Below are 20527 nucleotides of genomic sequence, written 5' to 3'. Positions count from 1 at the left end.
CCGAACATGTACGACCCCACCGTCGCCCGGCTCACCTACCGGGCCCTGCTCGGCCGCCGCCGGGCCCTCATCCTTGGCGCGCTGCCGCTGCTGCTCATCGTGATTGCCGTGGTCGTGCGGGCCCTGGCCGGCGCCGACGACCAGACGGCGTCCGACCTGCTGGGCGGGCTCGCGCTCGCCACCATGGTGCCGATCATCGGCGTCATCGCGGGCACCGGCGCGATCGGCCCGGAGATCGACGACGGCTCCGTGGTGTACCTGCTGTCCAAGCCGCTGAAGCGGCCGACGATCATCTTCACCAAGCTCATCGTCGCCATAGCGGTGACCATGGTGTTCTCGGCGCTGCCCACCCTGATCGCCGGGTTCATCCTCAACGGCAACGGCCAGCAGATCGCCGTCGCCTACACGGTGGCCGCGCTGGTCGCCTCCATCGCCTACGCCGCGCTGTTCCTGCTGCTGGGCACGGTGTCCCGGCACGCGGTGGTCTTCGGACTCGTCTACGCCCTCGTCTGGGAAGCCCTGTTCGGCTCCCTGGTGCCGGGCGCGCGCACGCTCAGCGTCCAGCAGTGGTCGCTGGCCGTCGCGGACAAGGTCGCGGGCGGGGACCTCATCACCTCCGACGTGGGGCTGACGACGGCCACGGTCCTGCTGGTCGCGGTGACCGTGCTGGCCACCTGGTACGCGGGACAGAAACTGCGGGCGCTGACGCTGGCGGGCGAGGAGTAGGCCGCCCAGGCACGGTTCTTGACGAGGGCTTCACCTCTGTCCGGGCACACTGGGCAAAGGGGATACGACGGGAAGGGCGCCCGGAGGGACGAGATGGCGGACGAGGCGGCGTGGTACGACGGCCGGGAACCCGAGGGAGACCGGGGGCGCTCCGGGGACCGGGACGGCCACACGGAACGGGGCCCGGACGGGACGTGGGACGACCTGGTCCTCGACGAGGACTTCATACGCGCCGCCGAGACGTCCGAGCCGTCCGCCCGCGCCCGGATGCTCACCGCCCGTTGGCGCACCGAGAGGCCCGAGCCGCAGCCGTGGCGCTCCGACGAACCGCCCGCCGGCTGGTTCTTCAGCAAGGCCCGCCGACGGCGGTGGCGGCGCCGGTAGGCGCGGTGGGGCGGAGCCGTGGACGGACCTCGGGCGGCCCGCCCCTCGGACGGTTGCGGCCCGGCCGCGACCCCCGGGCGGCTCCCTCAACCCCGGTAGGGCTCCCCAACCCCCGTGACGCTCGCTCGCACGACCTGCTGCTCGTACGGCTCCCCACCCCCTTACCACCCGTTGCTCCTACGGCTCCGTCCGTCGTGAAGTCGCCTTGCTCGTAGGGCTCCGTCCGGTCGTGAATCCACCTTGCTCGTACGGCTCCACCCACCGTGAAGGCACCTGCCTCGTACGGGCGTTTTATTCGGTGGCGTCCAACTCGTCCGGCGGGCACAGTTGTTTGTGTCCGCAGCGCCGGGACGGTCCGGCGTCAGGTACTGGGAGAGGAGCGGGGCGATGCCCATGCACGGCAGTTCGTTCCGCTCCCGTCAGGGCAGCCCGCGGTGGGCTCCGGAGTAGCTACCCCTCCGTCGAGCTCGCCCCGCACGGGGAGCTGCCCGGGGCGGCCGCTTCGAGCACGCGATGTCGCTCTCGCGTGAGGCCGCCCACCCGGAGGATTGGCCGAGTGGTAAGGCACCGGCTTGCGCTGTGCTCCCGCACAGACAGGTCGCGGTCGGGTCTGAGAAGCCCGCGCACGTTCGAGTCGTGCATCCTCCGCGAGACGTTGTCACTGGGACTGGGGCAACATTCTTGGCCTGGGGTAGGCCGAGAAGGGCCCGGGGGTGGGCTACAGGGGGCGGGCCGTCGTGCGGGTGCGGGAGTGCTTTGGCTGGTCGCGCAGTTCCCCGAGCCCCTGATCGCCTTCGGCGATCGTCGCGGCGGGCAGCGTGCAGCTCGCCCTCCGAAACCCGCGGCCCTCCGGCACCGCATCACCCACGGGCGTCCTGTGCGCCCCGGCACCCCGCCGCCCGCGGGCGTCCCCTACGCCCCGCCACCCCGCGGGCGACTCGTCCACCCCGGCACCCCGGCACCCCGCCCCCCGCGGGCGACTCGTCCACCCCGGCACCCCGGCACCCCGCGGGTGACCCGCCCGCCCCGAAGCCCCAGCGAACCGGCGGGCCACCACGCCCCGCAGCCCCGGGCCCGCGTCATCTCGGCCACCCAGCCCGCTCTTCGCCCCTTGGCCCTTCGCTCTTCGCCCCCGCGAGCTGCTGAGTCCGGGGCTCTGGCGCCGAGCCTGCCGACGCGGTCTGGGGCCCGAAGCAGCCCCGTCCTTCGCTTCCGTCGAGCCGAAGTAACCCCGCCCCTCGTCCCTTCGCTGCTTCATCCCTACGCCGCTTCGCCTCTTCGGCCCTTCGCAAAGACGGTCCGAGACGACCGATGAGTTTCTCCGTGGTGCACGGTCAGAGAAGGTGGTTGGGTGCTGAGCCGTGCGTGTCGGCGAAGCGTGTACCGGCCGCACCTGTCGACATCCAGTCGACATCCATAGGACGAGAGACCGAGGAACCTCAGATGCGTACCTTGATCAGCACCGCTTTCATCTCGCTCGACGGCGTCGTGGAGGCCCCGGGTGGTGAGCCCGGTTACCGGAACGCGGGGTGGACGTTCAAGGACGTCGAGTTCCTCCCCGAGGCGTTCGACATCAAGGGCCGGGAGCAGAAGGAAGCCACGGCGATGCTGCTGGGCCGGGTCAGCTACCAGGCGTTCAGCCCCGTGTGGCCGGACATGGAGGACTTCGCCGACTACAAGGTGATGCCGAAGTACGTCGTCTCCACCACCCTCACCGAGGACGACCTGGTGTCGAACTGGGGGGAGACCACGATCCTGCGCTCGCTCGACGAGGTCGCCGCGCTGAAGGAGACCGAGGGCGGCCCGATCATCATCCACGGCAGCGCAGCCCTGAACCAGAGCCTGTCGGACGCCGGCCTGATCGACCGCTACCACCTGCTCGTCTTCCCGCTCCTGCTCGGCGCGGGCAAGCGTCTGTTCAGCACCACGGACAAGGACACCCAGAAGCTGAAGCTGGTCGAGCACGAGGCCTACGCCAACGGCCTGCAGAAGAACGTGTTCGACGTCGTCCGCTGACAAGGCCCGGCGTCGGCGCCGACGCCGGCTGGTCAGCCCAGCAGCCTCTCCACCACCACCGCGATCCCGTCGTCCTCGTTCGAGGAGGTCACCTCGTCGGCGACTGCCTGGAGTTCCGGGTGGGCGTTGGCCATGGCGACGCCTCGGGCGGCCCAGGCGAACATCGGGATGTCGTTGGGCATGTCGCCGAAGGCGATCGTGTCGGCGGCCTTCAGGCCCAGGCGGCGGGCGGCGAGGGAGAGGCCCGTGGCCTTGGACAGGCCGAGGGGGAGCAGTTCCACGATGCCCGCGCCGGCCATCGCGACGGTGACGAAACCGCCCGCGGCCTGGCGGGCCGCCTCGGCCAGCTCGTCGTCCGACAGCTCGGGATGCTGTATGTAGATCTTGTTCAGCGGGGCGGACCACAGATCCGACGCGTCCGTGAACGGCGTCGCCGGAAGCTTGCCGGTGACCGCGTATCCGGGGCCGACCAGCACCTCCCCCGTCAGCCCGTCCCGGCTCGCCGCGAGGTACAGCGGGCCGACCTCCGCCTCGATCTTGGCGAGCGCCACCCCGGCCAGCTGCCGGTCCAGGGTCACCGAGGTCAGCAGGCGGTGCTTGCCGGCGTCGTAGACCTGCGCGCCCTGGCCGCAGACGGCGAGACCGTCGTAGCCGAGGTCGTCGAGGATGTGCCGGGTCCAGGGGACCGCGCGGCCGGTGACGACGATGTGGGCCGCCCCCGCCGCGGTGGCCGCGGCAAGGGCGTCACGCGTGCGCTGCGAGATCGACTCGTCGGAGCGCAGCAGCGTCCCGTCGAGGTCGGTCGCGATCAGTCGGTAGGGGAAGCCCGGGACAGCGGCCTCTTCCTCGCCCTGGCTCACTTCGCCACCGGCTCCAGGACCTCTCGGCCGCCGAGGTACGGACGCAGCACCTCGGGCACGCGCACGGAGCCGTCGGCCTGCTGGTGGTTCTCGAGGATCGCCACGATGGTGCGCGGTACGGCGCACAGGGTGCCGTTCAGCGTGGCCAGCGGGCGGACCTGCTTGCCCTCACGGACCCGGATCTGCAGACGGCGGGACTGGAACTCGGTGCAGTCCGAGGTCGAGGTCAGCTCGCGGTACTTGCCCTGGGTCGGGATCCACGCCTCGCAGTCGAACTTGCGGGCGGCCGAGGAGCCCAGGTCGGCGGAGGCGACGTCGATCACGCGGAACGGCAGCTCCAGCGAGGTCAGCCACTGCTTCTCCCACTCCAGCAGGCGCTGGTGCTCGGCCTGCGAGTCCTCGGGAGTGACGTAGGTGAACATCTCGACCTTGTCGAACTGGTGCACGCGGAAGATGCCCCGCGTGTCCTTGCCGTGCGAGCCGGCCTCGCGGCGGAAGCAGGGCGAGAAGCCCGCGTAGCGCAGCGGCAGGCGCTCGGCGTCGATGATCTCGTCCATGTGGTACGCGGCGAGCGGGACCTCGGACGTGCCGACGAGGTAGAGGTCGTCCTTGTCCAGGTGGTAGACGTCCTGGGCCGCCTGGCCGAGGAAGCCGGTGCCCGCCATGGACTGGGGGCGCACCAGCGCCGGGGTGAGCATCGGGGTGAAGCCGGCGGCGGTGGCCTGCGCGATCGCCGCGTTCACCAGCGCGAGCTCCAGGAGCGCGCCGACGCCGGTGAGGAAGTAGAAGCGGGAGCCGGAGACCTTCGCGCCGCGCTCGACGTCGATCGCGCCGAGCAGCTGGCCGAGTTCCAGGTGATCCTTGGGCTCGAAGCCCTCGGCGCCGAAGTCGCGGATCTCGCCGTGCGTCTCCAGCGTGACGAAGTCCTCCTCGCCGCCGACGGGTACGTCCGGGTGGACGAGGTTGCCCAGCTGGAGCAGCAGTTCCTGGGTCTCGGTGTCGGCCGCGTCGCGCTCGGCGTCGGCCGCCTTGACGTCGGCCTTGAGCTGCTCGGCGCGCTTGAGCAGCTCGGCCTTCTCCTCCGCGGAGGCCTTGGGGATCAGCTTGCCGAGCTGCTTCTGCTCGACGCGCAGCTCGTCGAAGCGGACGCCGGACGACCTGCGCCGCTCGTCGGCAGACAGGAGAGCGTCGACGAGCGCGACGTCCTCTCCACGGGCACGCTGGGAGGCGCGCACACGGTCGGGGTCCTCACGGAGCAGGCGAAGGTCAATCACGTGCTCAAGGCTACCGGTGCGGGGTTGCGGCTCACGACTCACTATTGCCGGACATGCCTTGCGTTCCGAAATGGGATGGATCGACCTGTCTGTTCCATCCCCCCATACGTGATCCGACAGAGTCAAGGAAAAGGTGTCTCACTCCCTGGAACGGGGCGGGCGTACGGTGCCGTGTTGACTCGATTTCCTTGTGGAGAACGGGACTTGAGGGGCCTTGAGGCACTCGTTGTCCACAGGAATCCACACCCCGGAAAAGTTATCCACAGGCTGTGCGAAAGATCTGTGGACATCGGAGTGGATCATTCCGTTATCCGGTCACCGGGTGGGTAATTCCTTGGTCAAACCCTTCTCGCACCCACTTTCGGGTGGAAATGGGTCGCTCCAAAGGAGTGATCGAAGGAAACAGGTGGACGAAGAGTGATCTGTCGGGCTGAGGGCGCAGTTGAGCGCTGTAGGGCGATTTGTCGACTGAATGGCGCTTCGATGTCGACTTGTCCCCAGGTCGAGAAGCCGCCCTGTGGATAACTTCTGTGGATAACGAAGATATGCAGGTAGGACTGGCTAGAAACGGCCGTCCTGGCAGCGCGCCACCCAGTCCGACGCCGCCACGAACTCCTCGTCCGAGGTCCCGGGCAGCGGAGCCGGTACGTCCGCGGCGGTCACGTCCGCGCGCGGGTACGAGCCGAGGAAACGCACGTCGCTGCAGACCCGCTTGAGCCCCATGAGCGCCTCGGCCATGCGGCGGTCGGTGATGTGGCCGGCGGCGTCGATGCAGAAGCAGTAGTTGCCGATTCCGGCACCGGTCGGCCGGGACTGCAGCACCATGAGGTTGATGCCGCGGGTGGCGAACTCGCCCAGCAGATCACGCAGGCCACCCGGATGGTCGTCCCGCTGCCACAGCACGACGGAGGTCTTGTCGGCCCCGGTCGGTGCCGCGGGCCGGGCCGGTCGGCCCACCAGCACGAAGCGCGTCTGCGCGTTCTCCGCGTCGTGGATCTCGGTCTCCAGGGCCTCCAGCCCGTACCGGGCGGCCGCGAACTCGCCCGCGAAGGCGGCGTCGTAGCGGCCCTCCTGCACCAGGCGGGCGCCGTCGGCGTTCGAGGCGGCCGACTCCCAGACCGCGTCCGGGAGGTTCGCCCTCAGCCAGTTGCGCACCTGCGGCTGCGCGGCCGGGTGGGCGGTGACCGTCTTGATGTCCGTCAGCTTGGTGCCGGGCCGGACCAGCAGCGCGAAGGTGATCGACAGCAGCACCTCGCGGTAGATCATCAGCGGCTTGCCCGCGACCAGCTCGTCCAGGGTGGTGGTGATCCCGCCCTCGACGGAGTTCTCGATCGGCACGAACGCGGCCTCGGCCTCGCCGGTGCGCACCGCGTCCAGGGCGGACTGCACGGAGACGTACGGGATCAGCTGCCGGGTGGCCGTTTCGGGCAGCGTGCGCAGGGCGACCTCCGTGAAGGTGCCCTCGGGGCCGAGGTACGCATAGCTCGCTGGCATGACCTCACCCTAATGGCCCTTGTGGAACCGGAGCGCGCGCGTTTCACGCCAGCCGCTCACGCGAGTGAACTCGCGTGACCCGCACCCGGCGTGTCTCATCCCGTCCGTGACCCGCACCCGGCGTGTCTCATCCCTCCAGCAGTCGCTGCCCCACGTACTCCCCCTCCGCCGCCCCGCCCGGCACCGCGAACAGCCCGCTCGCCTCGTGGCGGATGTACTTCGACAGCGCGTCCCCACGGTCCAGCTTGCGCTGCACCGTGACGAAGCCGCGCAACGGGTCCGCCTGCCAGCAGATGAACAGCAGCCCCGCGTCCGGCACCCCGTTCGCGTCGATGCCGTCGTGGTACGAGAACGGGCGGCGCAGCATCGCCGCGCCCCCGTTCTGGTCGGGGCGCGTGATCCGGGCGTGGGCGTTGAGCGGGACGACGAGATCGCCGTTGGCGTCGGTCTTCTCCAGGTCCATCTCGGACGTCTCGGTGCCTCCGGACAGCGGCGCCCCGTCGGACTTCCGGCGCCCGATGATCTGCTCCTGCGTCTTGACCGACAGCTTCTCCCAGTCGTCGAGGAGCATGCGGATACGGCGGACGACGGCGTATGAGCCGTGGGCCATCCAGGCCGGGTCGTTCGATCCGGACGCCGGTACGAAGATCCGCTTCTCGAAGTCGGCGTCGGTCGGCTTGGGATTGCGGGTGCCGTCCATCTGGCCCATGAGATTGCGGGTGGTCATGGGGTGGGCGGTGGCGCCCGGTGTGCGGTTGAAGCCGTTCATCTGCCAGCGGACCTTGGCGGCGCTGCCCGCGTCCTTCTGGATCGCGCGCAGGGCGTGGAAGGCGACGAGGGCGTCGTTGGCCCCGATCTGCACCCACAGGTCACCGTTGCTGCGGGACTTGTCGAGCTGGTCCGAGGAGAAGTCGGGCAGCGGGTCCAGGGCGACCGGGCGCTGCTTCTCCAGACCGGTGCGGGAGAAGAAGCTGTGGCCGAAGCCGAAGGTGATCGTCAGCGAGGACGGTCCGGCGTCCCGCGCCACGTCCGTGTCGTCGTGCGGTGCAGCCTCGCCCGCCATCAGCCGCCGGGCCGTTTCCGACCAGCGCCGCAGCAGCGCGGCGGCCTCCTTGCGGCCCGCGCCGGCCGCGAGGTCGAAGGCGACGAGGTGGCCGCGGGCCTGGAGGCCCTGGGTGATACCGGGCTGATGTTTCACGTGGAACATCACCTGCTCGGACCCGATGGAGGACAGCGGGGTCGCCTGCGCGGGCGCGGCGGAATAGCCGGCGGCCCCGCCCGCGGCGCCGAGCACGAGCCCGGTGGCGCCGGCGGTGCCGAGGAGCTTGCGCCGGGTCAGACCCCCGGCAGCGGAGGACTCCCCGGGGGCGGAGGACTCCCCGGGGGCGGCCCCGGGCACGGTCTCGGAGGAGCGGACCGTCGGAGTGGACTGGTCGGGCATGGTGCGGTTCAGCCGATCTGCGCGTTCTTGGAGACGGTCACCTGGTCGATGTCGGAGGTCCGCACAGTCACGGCGACCTTCCATTCGCCGGCCATGGGGAGCTGCACTCCGTTCGCCGACCAGTGGCCGGTGGTGATGTGGTCGGGGACGACGGGCAGCGGCCCGATGCTCTTGGCCTCGAGGGTGAAGGCGATCTTCACCTCGGGGACGTCGAAGGCGCGGCCGTTGGGCCGGGTGACGTAGACGTGCATCTCATTGGCGCCGGTCCGCGCGGGGTCGAGGTCCACGCTGACGACGCCCCTGCCGTCGGTGCCACCGGTGTCGAAGGGCATGTCGAGGGTCAGGGCCCCGGAGGTGGCCGACGAGGACGACGACGAGGCCGCCGTGGCCGCCTTGGCCTCCTGCTCGGTACGGCCGGGCTCGGTGGACGTCAGCGCGGTGGTGACGGCGAGCAGCACGACGGCCACACCGGCCTCGGCGAGGACCGAGCGGCGCAGGCCGAAGCGGTGGGGGTCGGCGTCGCGCAGCCGCTTCTGCCGCGCGGTCTCCACGGCGGCCCGCTGCCGGGCGAGCTGCGCGGCCCGCTCGGGGTCCCCGGTCCCGGCCGTGGCCCCGGAACCGTCCGCCGCCGGGCCGGCACCGGTCTGTGCGCCTGCCGTCTCGCCGGACGACGTGCCGGTCGTCGTCTCGCCGGACAGCGCGTTCGCGGCGGCAGGCTCCCTCTCCTCCCGCGAGGTTTCCTCCCGCGAGGTTCCCTCCCGTGCGGTCCCCTCTCCCGGGTGCGTCTCCCCGGGGGTTTGCTCCCGTGAGGCTCCCTCCCCCGGCACCCCCCTGTGGGACGTCACCACCGTCTCCGCCAGTCGCGTCGTCCAGCGGCGCGAGATCCAGGCGATGCCGACGAGCAGGGCCACCAGGCCGATCTTGACGAGCAGGAGCTGCCCGTAGCGCGTGTCGGTGAAGGCCGACCAGGAGCCGAGCTGGCGCCACGACTGGTAGACGCCGGTCGCGACCAGGGCGAGGACGCTGCCGAAGGCGACCTGCGAGAACCGGCGGACGGCCGAGGTCTCGACCGGTGTGTCCGACCGGTACAGCGCCACGAGGAGCGTGCCCAGCCCGCCCAGCCAGGCGGCGACGGCCAGCAGGTGGAGGACGTCCACCGGCATCGCGATGCCCGTCTGCAGCCCGGTGGAGGCGTGCTCGGCCATCGCCCAGCTCGCCGCGAGGCCCGCGGCGACGACCGCACCGCCGACCGCGAGCCCGAAGGTCAGGTCCCGCTTCTCCTCGTCCTCGCGCTTGTCGTACGCGCCGAAGAGCACGGCGATGAACAGCGCGGCGGCGGCGAGCAGCAGCAGCCGGGAGACCAGCGCGGCGCCCGTCTTGGTCTGCAGGACCTGTCCGAGCAGGTCGAGGTCGAAGACGTCGCCCACCTTCCCGGAGCCGGTGTAGGAGCCGCGCAGGAGCAGCAGGAACAGGGTGGCCGCGGTGAGCGCGAGCCAGCCGGAGACGACGAGCCGCTGCACGGCCCGCACCCCGGTGCCACGCGGCCAGCAGGCCAGTACGAAGGCGGCCCCGCCGATCATGACGATGAACCCGGCGTACGACAGGTACCGCCCGAATCCGTACAGCGCGCCGACGACACCTCCGCCGGCTGCCTGGTCGGCAACCGAGACGCTGGTCTTCGAGGGGGCGCCGATGGAGAAGGTGTAGGCGCCGGCGACGGGGTGGCTGTCGGCCGACACCACCTGGTAGGTCACCGTGTACGTGCCGTCGGGCAGCCCCGAGTGCAGCCCCACGGCATAGGTCGTACCGCTGACGCCGGACGGCTTGCCGGTGTCGACGCGGTTGCCCTTCGGGTCGAGGACGCGCAGCGAGTCGCCGCCCAGCGCGACCTGTTCGGAGAAGGTCAGCGACACCCGCGTGGGCGCCTTGTCGACCACCGCCCCCTGCGCGGGGTCGCTGCCGGTCAGCGCGGCGTGCGCGGAGGCAGGCCCGGCGCCGGCGAGGAGCACGCCGATGACGGCGAGGAACAGCAGCACCAGCGTCCGGACCCGGGGAGCGAGCGCCCGCGTCCGGACCCGGGGGTCGGCGGCCCGGAGTCCCGGGGCGATGGTCTGGGTCAAGGCGGTCCCTCCCTCAGTGCCCGGTCTTCGGGGTGTAGGTGGCGGCTTCCACCGGCATCTCGACCTCGACGGTTCCGGACTCGGCGAAGTGCAGTTCCACGATCACCTTCTCGCCCTGCTTCGGCTTGCGCTTCAGCTTCTCGAACATCAGGTGGTTCCCGCCGCTGGCGAGCACGAGCCGGCCGTGGGCGGGGACGTCGAGGGAGCCGGCCTCCCGCATCGTCCCGTCGACGGTCTCGTGGACGGTGACGCTGCCCGCGACGTCGCTGGTGACGGAGGTCAGCTCGTCCTTCGTACCGCCGTCGTTGGCGATCGTCAGGAAGCCGGCCGCCATGGTGTCGGAGACCGGCTGCGGCATGTAGGCGGCGCTCACGGACAGGTCGGCGGCGGTGTCGTCGGTCTCGCCGGATCCGCAGCCCGCGAGGAGGAGGGCCCCGGTCAGCACGGTGGCGGCGCAGGCGGCGAACCGCCTCACGGCTTCTGTCCCTTGACGATCTCGGGCAGGTCCTTGGTGTAGTCGTCGACCGTGGCGTCCTCGCCGTAGAGGAGGTAGCCGCCGTCGGTCTTCGGGGAGAAGGCGATGACCTGGGTGCCGTGGGTGGAGACCAGCTTGCCGTTCTTGTCCTTGTGCGGCGGCTCGATGGAGATGCCGAGGGTGCGCGCGGCGGTCTGGATGGTGGTGAAGTCGCCGGTCAGACCGACCACCTGCGGGTCGATGCCCTTGAGCCAGGTGCCGAGCGCGGCCGGGGTGTCGCGGTCCGGGTCGGTGGTGACGAACACGACGCGCAGCTCGTCCTGCTCGGACGTGGGCAGCTGCTTCTTCGCCACGGCGATGTTGCTCATCGTCAGCGGGCAGACGTCGGGGCAGTGGGTGTAGCCGAAGTACAGCAGCGTCGGGTGACCGTCGGTCTCCTTGCGGAGGTCGTACGGCTTGCCCTGGGTGTCGGTCAGCACCAGGTTCGGCTTGGTGAAGGGCTGGTCGAGCACGGTCACGGCCTGCTGCGAGCCGTCCGCGGAGACGGCCGCGACGGGGCTGGAACCGCTGTCGCCGCTGCCGCAGGCGGAGAGGGTGAGGGTGGCCGCGGCGAGCAGCGCGGCCGCGGCGTACGTCTTCTTGCGCATGGAGAGGTGTCCCAGGTGTGGTGAAGGGCGGCGGGTGCCGGGGGCCGGGAGCGCCCCGGCACCCACTGCGGACGGCCTGACGTCAGGAGGCGTCGCCGGTCGCGGTCCGGCGGCGGCCGGCGAGCACGCCGTACGCCACTCCGGCGGCGCCGACGACGATGCCGACGATGCCGAGGACGCGGGCGGTGGTGTCGCTGCCGCCGGAGGAGTCGGAGGCCTCGCTCGTGGCGGCGGTGGCCTCGGCGTCATCGGAGTCGTCGGAGGCGTCGTCGGTGGACGAACCGTGGGAGTGGCCGTCGGACGCGTCGGACAGGGTCAGCACCGGAGCAGGGGCGTCGGGCTCCTCGGCGCCCTCCGCCTGGACCTCGATCCAGCGTACGACCTCCTTGTTGGAGTACGTCTGGATCGCCTTGAAGACGACCTCGTCGGCGTCCTCGGGCAGCACGCCCACGGAGACCGGGAACTGCTGGATGTAGCCGGGCTCGATGCCCTTGTCCTCGGCGGTCCAGGTGACCTTGGAGACCGCCTCGGAGATCTGCTGGCCGTGCACCTCCAGCGGCTTGGCGAGCTTGCTCTTGGTGACGGCGATCTTCCAGCCGGGGACCTCCTGCGGCAGCACCGAGGAGAGCGGGTGGTCGGTCGGGAAGTTGATCTCGAGCTTGGTGGTCGAGGCGTTGTCGCGCTCGTTGGGGACGCGGAAGTTCACGACCGCGTAGCCGCCCTTGGCGGCCGTGCCCTCCGGCTGGACGGTGACGTGCGCGAAGGCGGGCGAGGACAGGACGAGAACGGCCGAGCCGGCGACGGCAGCGGCGGCGGCGAGGCGAGAGACCTTCATGACGGTGAAGCACTCCACTCTGAGTGAGGTCCGACGGTGAGAGTGGCGTGGGCACGAAAAGACGTGCGCACGCGCGCGTGCCGCACGACGGCGGCCGCCCCTCCCGTGTGGGGTGGAGTGCTGGTCGCGTCGTGTCAGGCAGCGAGGACGAGTGCGGCGGCGGCCGGCGGGCCGCGCCTGATCACCGTGTGCTGGAGTGCGTCGGCAGGCGGCCTGCGGGGTGCGAGCAGCGCGGTGCGCGGGGCGCGCGGGCCCCACTCGGGCGCCGTGGGCAGCCCCGCGATCAGGGCGCGCACCAGCGCGAGCGCTCCGCGCAGGGATCGTATGAACGCGCCCTCCGCGACGCCGTGCGCCGACAGCTCCATCAGCCGCAGCAGGGCGGCGTCGCCGCGCCGCAGCAGCCAGCCGGTGGCGAGCGCCGCGAGGACGTGGCCGAGCAGCATCGGCAGGGACGGCAGCAGCGACGCCGACGAGCCGGCGGTGGCCAGGGCGTCCGCCGGATGGTGCGTGGCACCCATGTCCGTGCCACCGGCAGCGACACCGCCGGAGCCGGTCCCGCTTCCGTTCCCGTAGACCCGCGCCTCGATGAGGATCCGCTGCGCCTGGGCGGGGCTGATCGCCGCCGCCGTGGTCCCGCACAGCAGTCGTGCGGCCCGTTCCACCAGCGCGGCGTCGGAGACGGTCGTCGCCGTGGACGCCACGGCCGTCGTGCCGTGCTGGCCGAGTCCGAACAGCGTGTGCAGCGCGGTCTGTCCGACGGCGAGGAGCGCGGCGATGCCCGGCAGCGACCGCTCGCGCCCGGCGAGCGGCACCACGACCGCGAGGGCCCCGAGGAATCCGGCACCCAGCGTCCACAGCGGGACCGTCGCGCAGGAGGCCATGGTGTGCCCGGCCCCGGCCAGCACGACGCAGACCGCGGCGAACACCGCGGCCCGCAGCAGCCGGAGAGCGCCTCCGGAGCGCGCCGTGCGCTGGTGGGGGTCAGTCATGGCGGGCTCATCATCGCACTGGACTTACGAGGCCCATACAGCAGGTCCACAACATGCCGGGTGACAGGGAAGATCACCTTCTGTGAGGAGTGGGGCGACTGGTGCCCCTGAGTCCCACATACACCGATTTTCTCGCGTCGTGCATCCCCCATATGGGCGGCATCACGCGGAATTCGTGCTTACACAGAGGGCTGGGCGGCAATACGTAAAGTTATGTCGAGCCGCGGCCAGGAGGCTGGAGCATGAGCATCTGGTGGTCACTCCATCTGCGGCGCGAGGCCGCGAGCGTGCCGCTCGCCCGGCGCCTGCTGCTCGGCACGATGGAGACGGCGGGGGTCGACCCGGACGTCTCCTACGACCTCTCCGTCGCCCTGAGTGAGGCCTGCGCCAACGCCGTCGAGCACGGCGGTGACGCCGCGCACGGCGGCTGTTCGGAGGCGTACCGCGTCACCGCCTACCTCGACGGCGAGAAGTGCCGCATCGAGGTCGCCGACTCCGGCCCGGGCTTCGCCGCCGAGCGCACGGTCCGCCCGGCGCGGACCCACGCCGACACCGACGCCGAGACGGGCCGCGGGCTGTACCTCATCCGGGAGCTCGCCGATCACGTCCACATCGGCAACAAGCCGGGGCGCACCGGAGCGGTGGTCAGCTTCGACAAGATCCTGAAGTGGCGCAAGGACGCCCCGCTGATGGCCGTGTGACGGCCGGTCGCCGAGAGGCGGCGGCCGAGTAGGGGCCTAGAGGCGGCCGACAGGCGGCCGATGAGGCGGCCACGAGACAGCCGATGAGGGGCCGACCGGCGACCGAGAGGGTCGAGAAGTGGTCGGGAGGCGTCGAGAAGCGTCGAGAGGCGGCCGACAGGCGGGGGCCCACGGTGAGGGGCGGCCGGGAGTCCGCCGAGGAGGGGCCCGGGGCCGACGGGCGGCCGCATGCCGCTCACAGCTGGTTCTCAGCGTCGGCTCATGTGCCTGACGGGTGGCGTTCCTACATTCCGTGCCATGACGGGAAACCACGAGAACAAGACCATCACCCGGCGCCGCGCCCTCGCGGTGACCGGCGGCGCGGTCGCGGCCGGCGGGCTCGCCGTCGCCGGGTACCAGTCGGCGTTCGCCGACACGGCCGACGCCGAGGCGGCCGCGTCGGCGTCGACCTCGGCGACCTCGACCGGCGGCGGCTGCATGACGCTGATGTCGAGCGTCACGGAGGGGCCCTACTACCTCGACGGTGCCTTGGTGCGCAAGGACATCACCGAGGGCAAGAGCGGCGTCCCGCTGACCCTGCGCCTGACCGTCGTCGACGCCACCGACGGCTGCACCCCGGTCCCCGGCGCGGCCGTGGAGATCTGGCACTGCGACGCGTGGGGCTACTACTCCGGCTACACCACGGCCAACCCCGGCGGCTCCGCGCCCGCCGAGAGCGAGGACGGCTCGACCGCCGACGACAACACGTATCTGCGCGGCTACCAGATCGCCAACGCCAACGGGGTCGTCACGTTCGAGACGATCTTTCCCGGCTGGTACACGCCGCGTACCTGCCACATCCACCTCAAGGTGCACACCGGCGGCCAGAAGGAGGACGGCACCTACGAGGGCGGCAGGGTCAACTACACCGGCCAGCTCTTCTTCGCCGACGACATCGCCGAGGAGATCTTCACGCTGCAGCCGTACGCGCAGCACTCCGGCTCCTACACCCGGCTCGACGACGACATGGTCTACGACGGCGGCGGCGCCTCCGGCGGCCTGCTCACCCTCGAGCGGGTCAAGAAGGCCGACGCGTCCAAGGGCTACCGGGGCTTCCTGACGATCGGCATCGACCCGGACGCCGAGAACACCGGCGCGGGCAGCGGCGGTGGCGGCACGCCCCCGGCCGACGCCCCGACCGGCGCCCCGCCCAGCGACGCCCCGTCGGCCTCGGCGTCCTCCTGAGGTACGGCGATGACGAGCCGTGAGGACGAGGCGCTCGCGCAGGCCGCCGTGGCCGCGCTGACCGGGCAGCTGGCCCTGGCCCCCAAGCCGGGGCTGCCCGACCCGCGTGATCTCTCCGCTCGCGTCACCCGCGTGGACCACCGCGCCCTGCGCTGGTCCGCCAAGGCGCTGGCCCCCGGCCTCGCGGCGATGTCCGCCGCCGCCCGCCGTACCGGCGAACCCACGCCCCGGCTCCGCGCGGAGCTGGGCGCGATCGGGCGGTCCACCGAGCACTCGGTGGGCCTCGCCGGCGGCGGGCACCGGGGCGCGCTGTGGACGCTCGGCCTGCTGGTCGCGGCGGCAGCGCTCGACCCGCGCGCGCGGGGCTCCGAAGTCACCGCCACCGCCAAACGGATCGCCGCGCACACCGACCGAAACGCCCCGCGCCGCCCGTCACGGGGCTCCACGGTCTCGGCGAGGTACGGCGCGGCCGGCGCCCGCGGTGAGGCCCGGGCCGGCTTCCCGCACGTCCGGCGCGCCCTGGACGCGCTCGCCCGGGCCCGCTGTGCGGGAGCCACCGAGCCACAGGCCCGCCTGGACGCCCTCCTCACCGTGATGTCCACCCTCCAGGACACCGAACTCCTCCACACCGCGGGCCCGGTGGGCCTGCGCCACGTCCAGGCGGGCGCCCGTACGGTCCTGGAAGCGGGCGGCACGGCGAGCGAGGCGGGCCGCGAGGCCCTCTCGGCCCTCGACGCCGACCTCCACGCGCGCGCGTGGAGTCCTCGGGGGAGTGCCGGTCTGCTGGCGGGGGCGTTGTTCGTGAACTCGCTGCCGGTGGCCGTGCTCGTGCGGGCTGCCTGATCCCGTCCGGGCGCGCGGCGGCCGGGGTGGCCCGCCGCCGCCCGCCCCGGGCGGATTCCCGGTGGCGGGCGGTACGGCGACGAGGCGGGCGGGCCGCGAGGTCTCCCGGGCATCGGGGTCGTCCCGGGCTCGACGCGCCCACAGGATTCCGGCCGCGGGCCGATCAGGAGGCCGTCCGTCAGCTCACCGGCGAGGGCCGCCCGACCTCGTCGTTACCCCGGCCGACGGCCGCCCGGCGCGCCGCCGGGCCCATCGCGTACGACGCGGCCAGCGTCACCCCGCCCAGCAGCAGCCAGCCCGGGGTGCCCCACTCCACGAGCAGCCAGGTCAGGATCAGCGGGCCCGCGGTGCGGGCGACGGTGACGCCCGTGCCGAAGAAGCCCTGGTACTCGCCGACGCGATCGGCCGGCGCCAGATCGAACGACAGCTGCCAGGAACCGGCCGACTGCCCCATCTCCGCCGCGACCTGGAGCACCGCCCCCAGCACGAGGACACCCGCCGCCACCCCCGGGGAGGCGCCCGCCGACAGCGCGAACACCGCGCACGCCGCGCACATCACCCAGCCCGAGCGCCGCACCGCGCGCGTGGCGCTGCCCAGGCCGGTGACGCCGCGCGCCGCCCGCACCTGGAAGACGGTCACCGCGGCGGTGTTGAGCACGAACAGCGCGGAGACCAGCCACGCCGGCGCCCCGGTCCGCGAGGTGATCCACAGCGGCAGGACGAGGCTGAGCAACGGCAGCCGCAGCAGCAGCACCGTGTTGAGGAGCGCGACGAGCGCGTAGGGCCGGTCCCGCAGCACACCGAGCCCGCGGCCACGCGGACGCACCGGAACGGGCGCCACCCGGGGCAGCCCGAGCAGCAGCAGGGCGCACACCAGGAAGCTCACCGAGTCGACCACGAACACGGCGAGGTACGCCGTCCGCGTCCCGGCGTGCAGCGCGAGCCCGCCGAGCCCGGCCCCCACCGCCAGACCGGCGTTGAGCGTCGCCTGCAGCCGCGCCAGCAGCCCGGTCCGCTCCCCGGCGGACACCAGCCCCGCCAGCAGGGCCTGCCGGGCCGCCGCGAGCCCCGACTGCGCGGCCGCGTACCCGCAGGCGACCAGCACGAACGGCACGAACCCGCGCACAAGGGTGAACGACGCCACCGCGAGCCCGGTCGCCAGCGCCAGCAGCACCGCCGTACCGCGCGGCCCCCGCCGGTCGGCCAGCCGCCCCAGCGGCACCCCGGCCAGCGACCCGACCGCCCACCCCACGGTCAGCCCGAGCCCCACGCGCGCGGGAGCGAGACCGGCGATCTGCGTGAAGTACAGGGCCGACGTGGTGTAGTACGCCCCGTCCCCGACGGAGTTGCTCAACTGGGCCAGGGCGAGAAGCCGTTGCGGGGGAGTCCTCGTCATGCACCTGAAGTTAGAAGCCCAGTGGACCTGCAGACAGCCCCAATCCCTTGCTGTCTCAGTGGTCCAATCAGGCGCCGTCCAGCACCTTCGTGAGCACCTGCAACGCCTCCGGATACGCCCGCTCCCGGGGTGTCCCGTAGCCCACCACCAGCCCTTGCGGCCGTTTCTCACCGTTTTCGCGCGCGGGCGTGTGCCAGTGCTCGCCGAGCCGCCCGACCGCGAGGCCCTCCGCCTCCGCGCGGGCCAGCACCGCGTCCTCGTCGTCGACCTCCACCAGCGCGTGCAGCCCGGCCGCGACCCCGCGCACGCCCCGGCGCGCGCCCAGCCGGTCCAGGAGCAGGTCCCGACGGCGCCGGTAACGCAGCCGGCACGCGCGCACATGACGGTCGTAGGCGTGGCTGTCGATCAGTTCGGTGAGCGCGAGCTGGCCGATGGACTCGGTGTGGTGGTCGCTGTGCAGTTTGACGTCGGCCACCGCGTCGACCAGGTGCGGCGGCAGCACCATCCAGCCGAGCCGCAGCGCGGGCCCGAGGGTCTTGGAGGCGGTGCCCAGGTAGACGACCTCTCCGGGCGCCATCCCCTGGAGCGCGCCGACGGGCTGCCGGTCGTACCGGAACTCCCCGTCGTAGTCGTCCTCGATGATCAGCCCGCCCCGCGCGCGTGCCCAGTCCGTCAGTGCCCGCCGGCGCTCCGGATGCAGGGTCACCCCGGTCGGGTACTGGTGCGCGGGCGTGACCACCACGGCCCCGAGGTCCCCCAGTTCCCGTACGCGCACCCCCCGCTCGTCGACCCGCACCGGCACCACGTCCCCGCCGTTGCGCCGCACGACCTCCCGGTGGAACGGCAGCCCGGGGTCCTCCATCCCCATCCGCGCGCCCTCCAGCACGCGCGTGAGCAGCGCGAGCCCCTGCACGTACCCGGAGGTGACCACGATCCGCTCCGGCGGCGCGACGACCCCGCGGGCCCGACCCAGATACCCGGACAGCGCCCTGCGCAGCTCTGTCCGTCCCCGCGGATCGCCGTAGTCGTAGGCCAGCGAGGGTGCCGTCGCGATGGCGCGGCGCAGCGCCCGCAGCCAGGCCGCCGCCGGGAACGCCCCGACGTCCGGACTGCCGGGCCGCAGATCGAAACGCGGCTCACGCGCGCGTGCGGCGGCCTCCGGCGGTTGCGCGGTGACGGAGGGGAGCGCGGCGACCCGTGTGCCCGACCCCTGCCGGGCGGTGAGGTACCCCTCGGTGACGAGCTGGTCGTAGGCGGCCTTCACCGTGTTGCGCGAGACGCCGACCTCGGCGGCGAGCCGGCGGGTGGCCGGCAACCGGCTCCCGGGCGCCAGCCGCCCCTCCCGCACGGCGTCCCGCAGGGCCCGCTCGAGCCCGGCCCGCCGGCCCTCGCCGGAGTCGGGTTCCAGATGCAGATCGACGCCGAAGCCGGCCCAGAAGTCGTTCACGATCCCCCCACGTGACTACCGCGCCCGAAGGGGCGCGGGGCTGCGTCCTGGTGCGGCTGCGCCGCGTGGCGCGACCAGCCCCCCACTACCCGCGGACCGCGAACACATGGCCGGGTACGGCTCCCGTACCCGGCCATGACGTCCGACGTCAGCCCTTCAGCGCGGCCATCCAGGCCTCGACCTCGTCGGACCGCCGAGGCAGCCCCGCCGACAGGTTCCGGTTCCCGTCCTCCGTCACCAGGATGTCGTCCTCGATCCGGACCCCGATCCCCCGGTACTCCTCCGGCACGGTCAGGTCATCGGCCTGGAAGTACAGCCCGGGCTCGACGGTCAGCACCATCCCCGGCTCCAGCGTCCCGTGGACATACGACTCCACCCGCGCGGCAGCGCAGTCATGGACGTCCATGCCGAGCATGTGGCCGGTGCCGTGCAGCGTCCAGCGCCGCTGGAGACCGAGCTCCAGCACCCGCTCCACGGGCCCCTCGACGAGCCCCCACTCGACGAGCCGCTCGGCCAGCACCCGCTGCGCGGCGTCGTGGAAGTCCCGGTACTTCGCGCCCGGCTTCACCGCCGCGATCCCGGCCTCCTGGGCGTCGTACACGGCGTCGTAGATCTTCTTCTGCAGCTCGCTGAACCGCCCGTTGACGGGCAGCGTGCGCGTGACGTCGGCGGTGTAGTACGTGTGCGTCTCCACGCCCGCGTCCAGCAGCAGCAGCTCACCCGAGCGCACGGGCCCGTCGTTGCGCACCCAGTGCAGCGTGCAGGCGTGCGGCCCGGCCGCGGCGATGGTGCCGTAGCCGACGTCGTTGCCCTCCACGCGCGCGCGGAGGAAGAACGTGCCCTCGATGTAGCGCTCGGAGGTCGCCTCGGCCTTGTCCAGGACGCGGACCACGTCCTCGAAGCCGCGGACCGTCGAGTCGACGGCCTTCTGCAGCTCGCCGATCTCGAAGTCGTCCTTGACCAGACGGGCCTCGGAGAGGAAGACGCGCAGTTCCTCGTCGCGCTCCGCGGTGACCTTGTCGGTGAGGGCGGCCTCGATGCCGGCGTCGTAACCGCGGACCACCCGCACCGGGCCGGTGGCCTCACGCAGCCTGTCGGCCAGCTCGCGCACGTCGGCCGCGGGGATGCCGTACAGCTTCTCCGCCTCGGTGAGGGAGTGACGGCGGCCGACCCACAGCTCGCCCTGGCCGGACAGCCAGAACTCGCCGTTCTCCCGGTCGGAGCGCGGCAGGAGGTAGATCGTCGCGACGTGGCCGTCATCCTTGGGCTCCAGCACCAGGACGCCGTCCTCGGTCTGGTTGCCGGTGAGGTACGCGTACTCGACGGAGGCACGGAAGGGGTACTCCGTGTCGTTCGAGCGGGTCTTCAGGTTGCCCGCGGGGATCACCAGGCGCTCGCCCGGGAAGCGCGCGGAGAGCGCGGCGCGGCGGGCGGCGGTCTCGGCGGCCTGGGCGATCGGCTCCAGGTCACGCAGTTCCGTGTCGGCCCAGCCGGACTTCATGTTCTCGGCGAGCTCGTCGGACACGCCCGGGTACAGGCCGTTCTTGCGCTGCTTGATCGGCTCTTCCGTCTCTTCCGGGGTCTCCGGGGTGAGCTCTTCGGCCACGGTCATCCTCCTAGGTACGGCACAGGACCCCCTCCATCGTACGGTCGTG

The 20527-nt window shown here is 72.3% G+C and carries 18 protein-coding genes and 1 tRNA gene; 7 read left to right on the top strand and 12 right to left on the bottom strand.

Annotated elements, in window-relative coordinates; genetic code table 11:
- Positions 1–6 precede the first annotated feature (6 nt).
- The 4 genes from ACIBBD_RS07085 to ACIBBD_RS07070 all read left to right on the top strand — a co-directional run bounded on the left by ACIBBD_RS07085 (position 7) and on the right by ACIBBD_RS07070 (position 3126).
- A complete protein-coding gene (locus tag ACIBBD_RS07085) occupies positions 7–726 on the top strand; it encodes an ABC transporter permease subunit (protein ID WP_399418275.1) in 720 nt (239 codons plus the stop codon).
- 93 nt (positions 727–819) lie between these two features.
- Positions 820–1110, top strand: coding sequence for a hypothetical protein (locus ACIBBD_RS07080; protein WP_399418274.1), 291 nt, complete (start codon positions 820–822; stop codon positions 1108–1110).
- Between the two features lie 542 nt (positions 1111–1652).
- Positions 1653–1758, top strand: a tRNA-OTHER gene (locus tag ACIBBD_RS07075).
- 795 nt (positions 1759–2553) lie between these two features.
- Complete coding sequence (locus tag ACIBBD_RS07070) at positions 2554–3126, top strand: dihydrofolate reductase family protein (protein ID WP_399418273.1); 573 nt, start codon at positions 2554–2556, stop codon at positions 3124–3126.
- 32 nt (positions 3127–3158) lie between these two features.
- Here ACIBBD_RS07070 and ACIBBD_RS07065 read toward each other — a convergent pair whose 3' ends face one another.
- The 9 genes from ACIBBD_RS07065 to ACIBBD_RS07025 all read right to left on the bottom strand — a co-directional run bounded on the left by ACIBBD_RS07065 (position 3159) and on the right by ACIBBD_RS07025 (position 13261).
- A complete protein-coding gene (locus ACIBBD_RS07065; RefSeq protein ID WP_399418272.1) occupies positions 3159–3986 on the bottom strand; it encodes an HAD family hydrolase in 828 nt (275 codons plus the stop codon).
- The gene (gene serS, locus ACIBBD_RS07060; RefSeq protein WP_399418271.1) at positions 3983–5260 is read right to left on the bottom strand and encodes a serine--tRNA ligase; all 1278 of its coding nucleotides are present in this window, start codon (positions 5258–5260) and stop codon (positions 3983–3985) included. Before serS ends, ACIBBD_RS07065 begins: the two co-directional genes overlap by 4 nt.
- Before the next feature lie 561 nt (positions 5261–5821).
- The gene (gene pheA, locus ACIBBD_RS07055) at positions 5822–6754 is read right to left on the bottom strand and encodes a prephenate dehydratase (RefSeq protein ID WP_399418270.1); all 933 of its coding nucleotides are present in this window, start codon (positions 6752–6754) and stop codon (positions 5822–5824) included.
- A 127-nt stretch (positions 6755–6881) separates the two neighbouring features.
- A complete protein-coding gene (efeB, locus tag ACIBBD_RS07050; RefSeq protein ID WP_399418269.1) occupies positions 6882–8195 on the bottom strand; it encodes an iron uptake transporter deferrochelatase/peroxidase subunit in 1314 nt (437 codons plus the stop codon).
- Between the two features lie 8 nt (positions 8196–8203).
- Positions 8204–10315, bottom strand: a complete 2112-nt coding sequence (locus ACIBBD_RS07045; protein WP_399418268.1) for a copper resistance CopC/CopD family protein — start codon at positions 10313–10315, stop codon at positions 8204–8206.
- Between the two features lie 13 nt (positions 10316–10328).
- Positions 10329–10790 (bottom strand): copper chaperone PCu(A)C, encoded by a 462-nt coding sequence (locus ACIBBD_RS07040; protein ID WP_399418267.1) that lies wholly within the window; start codon positions 10788–10790, stop codon positions 10329–10331.
- Positions 10787–11437 (bottom strand): SCO family protein, encoded by a 651-nt coding sequence (locus ACIBBD_RS07035; protein ID WP_399418266.1) that lies wholly within the window; start codon positions 11435–11437, stop codon positions 10787–10789. The genes ACIBBD_RS07040 and ACIBBD_RS07035 overlap by 4 nt, the downstream gene beginning before the upstream one ends.
- An 82-nt stretch (positions 11438–11519) precedes the next feature.
- Positions 11520–12272, bottom strand: a complete 753-nt coding sequence (locus ACIBBD_RS07030) for a YcnI family protein (RefSeq protein ID WP_399418265.1) — start codon at positions 12270–12272, stop codon at positions 11520–11522.
- A 134-nt stretch (positions 12273–12406) separates the two neighbouring features.
- Positions 12407–13261: a hypothetical protein gene (locus ACIBBD_RS07025; RefSeq protein ID WP_399418264.1), complete on the bottom strand. Its 855-nt coding sequence runs from the start codon at positions 13259–13261 to the stop codon at positions 12407–12409.
- A 242-nt stretch (positions 13262–13503) separates the two neighbouring features.
- Here ACIBBD_RS07025 and ACIBBD_RS07020 point away from each other — a divergent pair, with 242 nt between their 5' ends.
- From ACIBBD_RS07020 to ACIBBD_RS07010, 3 genes are all read left to right on the top strand, one after another.
- Complete coding sequence (locus ACIBBD_RS07020) at positions 13504–13962, top strand: ATP-binding protein (RefSeq protein ID WP_399418263.1); 459 nt, start codon at positions 13504–13506, stop codon at positions 13960–13962.
- Positions 13963–14259: 297 nt separating this feature from the next.
- Positions 14260–15186, top strand: a complete 927-nt coding sequence (locus ACIBBD_RS07015; protein ID WP_399418262.1) for an intradiol ring-cleavage dioxygenase — start codon at positions 14260–14262, stop codon at positions 15184–15186.
- 9 nt (positions 15187–15195) lie between these two features.
- On the top strand, positions 15196–16029 hold the full coding sequence (locus tag ACIBBD_RS07010) for a triphosphoribosyl-dephospho-CoA synthase (RefSeq protein ID WP_399418261.1): 834 nt from the start codon (positions 15196–15198) through the stop codon (positions 16027–16029).
- Between the two features lie 178 nt (positions 16030–16207).
- Here ACIBBD_RS07010 and ACIBBD_RS07005 read toward each other — a convergent pair whose 3' ends face one another.
- From ACIBBD_RS07005 to ACIBBD_RS06995, 3 genes are all read right to left on the bottom strand, one after another.
- Entirely contained in the window at positions 16208–17425 is a 1218-nt protein-coding gene (locus ACIBBD_RS07005) for an MFS transporter (protein WP_399418260.1), read from the bottom strand.
- 67 nt (positions 17426–17492) lie between these two features.
- Positions 17493–18872, bottom strand: coding sequence for a PLP-dependent aminotransferase family protein (locus tag ACIBBD_RS07000; RefSeq protein WP_399418259.1), 1380 nt, complete (start codon positions 18870–18872; stop codon positions 17493–17495).
- A gap of 148 nt (positions 18873–19020) precedes the next feature.
- A complete protein-coding gene (locus ACIBBD_RS06995; protein WP_399418258.1) occupies positions 19021–20478 on the bottom strand; it encodes an aminopeptidase P family protein in 1458 nt (485 codons plus the stop codon).
- Positions 20479–20527 lie beyond the last annotated feature (49 nt).

This window comes from Streptomyces sp. NPDC051315 (assembly GCF_044455165.1).
Lineage (GTDB): Bacteria > Actinomycetota > Actinomycetes > Streptomycetales > Streptomycetaceae > Streptomyces.
Note: the sequence above shows the minus strand (reverse complement) of the source record. Positions and strands in the feature narration are given on the sequence as shown.

Excerpts from the sequence above, each read along its gene's own strand:
- ACIBBD_RS07085 (WP_399418275.1), top strand. The coding sequence starts at position 7 with ATGTACGACCCCACCGTCGCCCGGCTCACCTACCGGGCCCTGCTCGGC.
- ACIBBD_RS07080 (WP_399418274.1), top strand. The coding sequence starts at position 820 with ATGGCGGACGAGGCGGCGTGGTACGACGGCCGGGAACCCGAGGGAGAC.
- ACIBBD_RS07070 (WP_399418273.1), top strand. The coding sequence starts at position 2,554 with ATGCGTACCTTGATCAGCACCGCTTTCATCTCGCTCGACGGCGTCGTG.
- pheA (WP_399418270.1), bottom strand. The coding sequence starts at position 6,754 with ATGCCAGCGAGCTATGCGTACCTCGGCCCCGAGGGCACCTTCACGGAG.
- efeB (WP_399418269.1), bottom strand. The coding sequence starts at position 8,195 with ATGCCCGACCAGTCCACTCCGACGGTCCGCTCCTCCGAGACCGTGCCC.
- ACIBBD_RS07035 (WP_399418266.1), bottom strand. The coding sequence starts at position 11,437 with ATGCGCAAGAAGACGTACGCCGCGGCCGCGCTGCTCGCCGCGGCCACC.
- ACIBBD_RS07030 (WP_399418265.1), bottom strand. The coding sequence starts at position 12,272 with ATGAAGGTCTCTCGCCTCGCCGCCGCCGCTGCCGTCGCCGGCTCGGCC.
- ACIBBD_RS07025 (WP_399418264.1), bottom strand. The coding sequence starts at position 13,261 with ATGACTGACCCCCACCAGCGCACGGCGCGCTCCGGAGGCGCTCTCCGG.
- ACIBBD_RS07020 (WP_399418263.1), top strand. The coding sequence starts at position 13,504 with ATGAGCATCTGGTGGTCACTCCATCTGCGGCGCGAGGCCGCGAGCGTG.
- ACIBBD_RS07015 (WP_399418262.1), top strand. The coding sequence starts at position 14,260 with ATGACGGGAAACCACGAGAACAAGACCATCACCCGGCGCCGCGCCCTC.
- ACIBBD_RS07010 (WP_399418261.1), top strand. The coding sequence starts at position 15,196 with ATGACGAGCCGTGAGGACGAGGCGCTCGCGCAGGCCGCCGTGGCCGCG.
- ACIBBD_RS07005 (WP_399418260.1), bottom strand. The coding sequence starts at position 17,425 with ATGACGAGGACTCCCCCGCAACGGCTTCTCGCCCTGGCCCAGTTGAGC.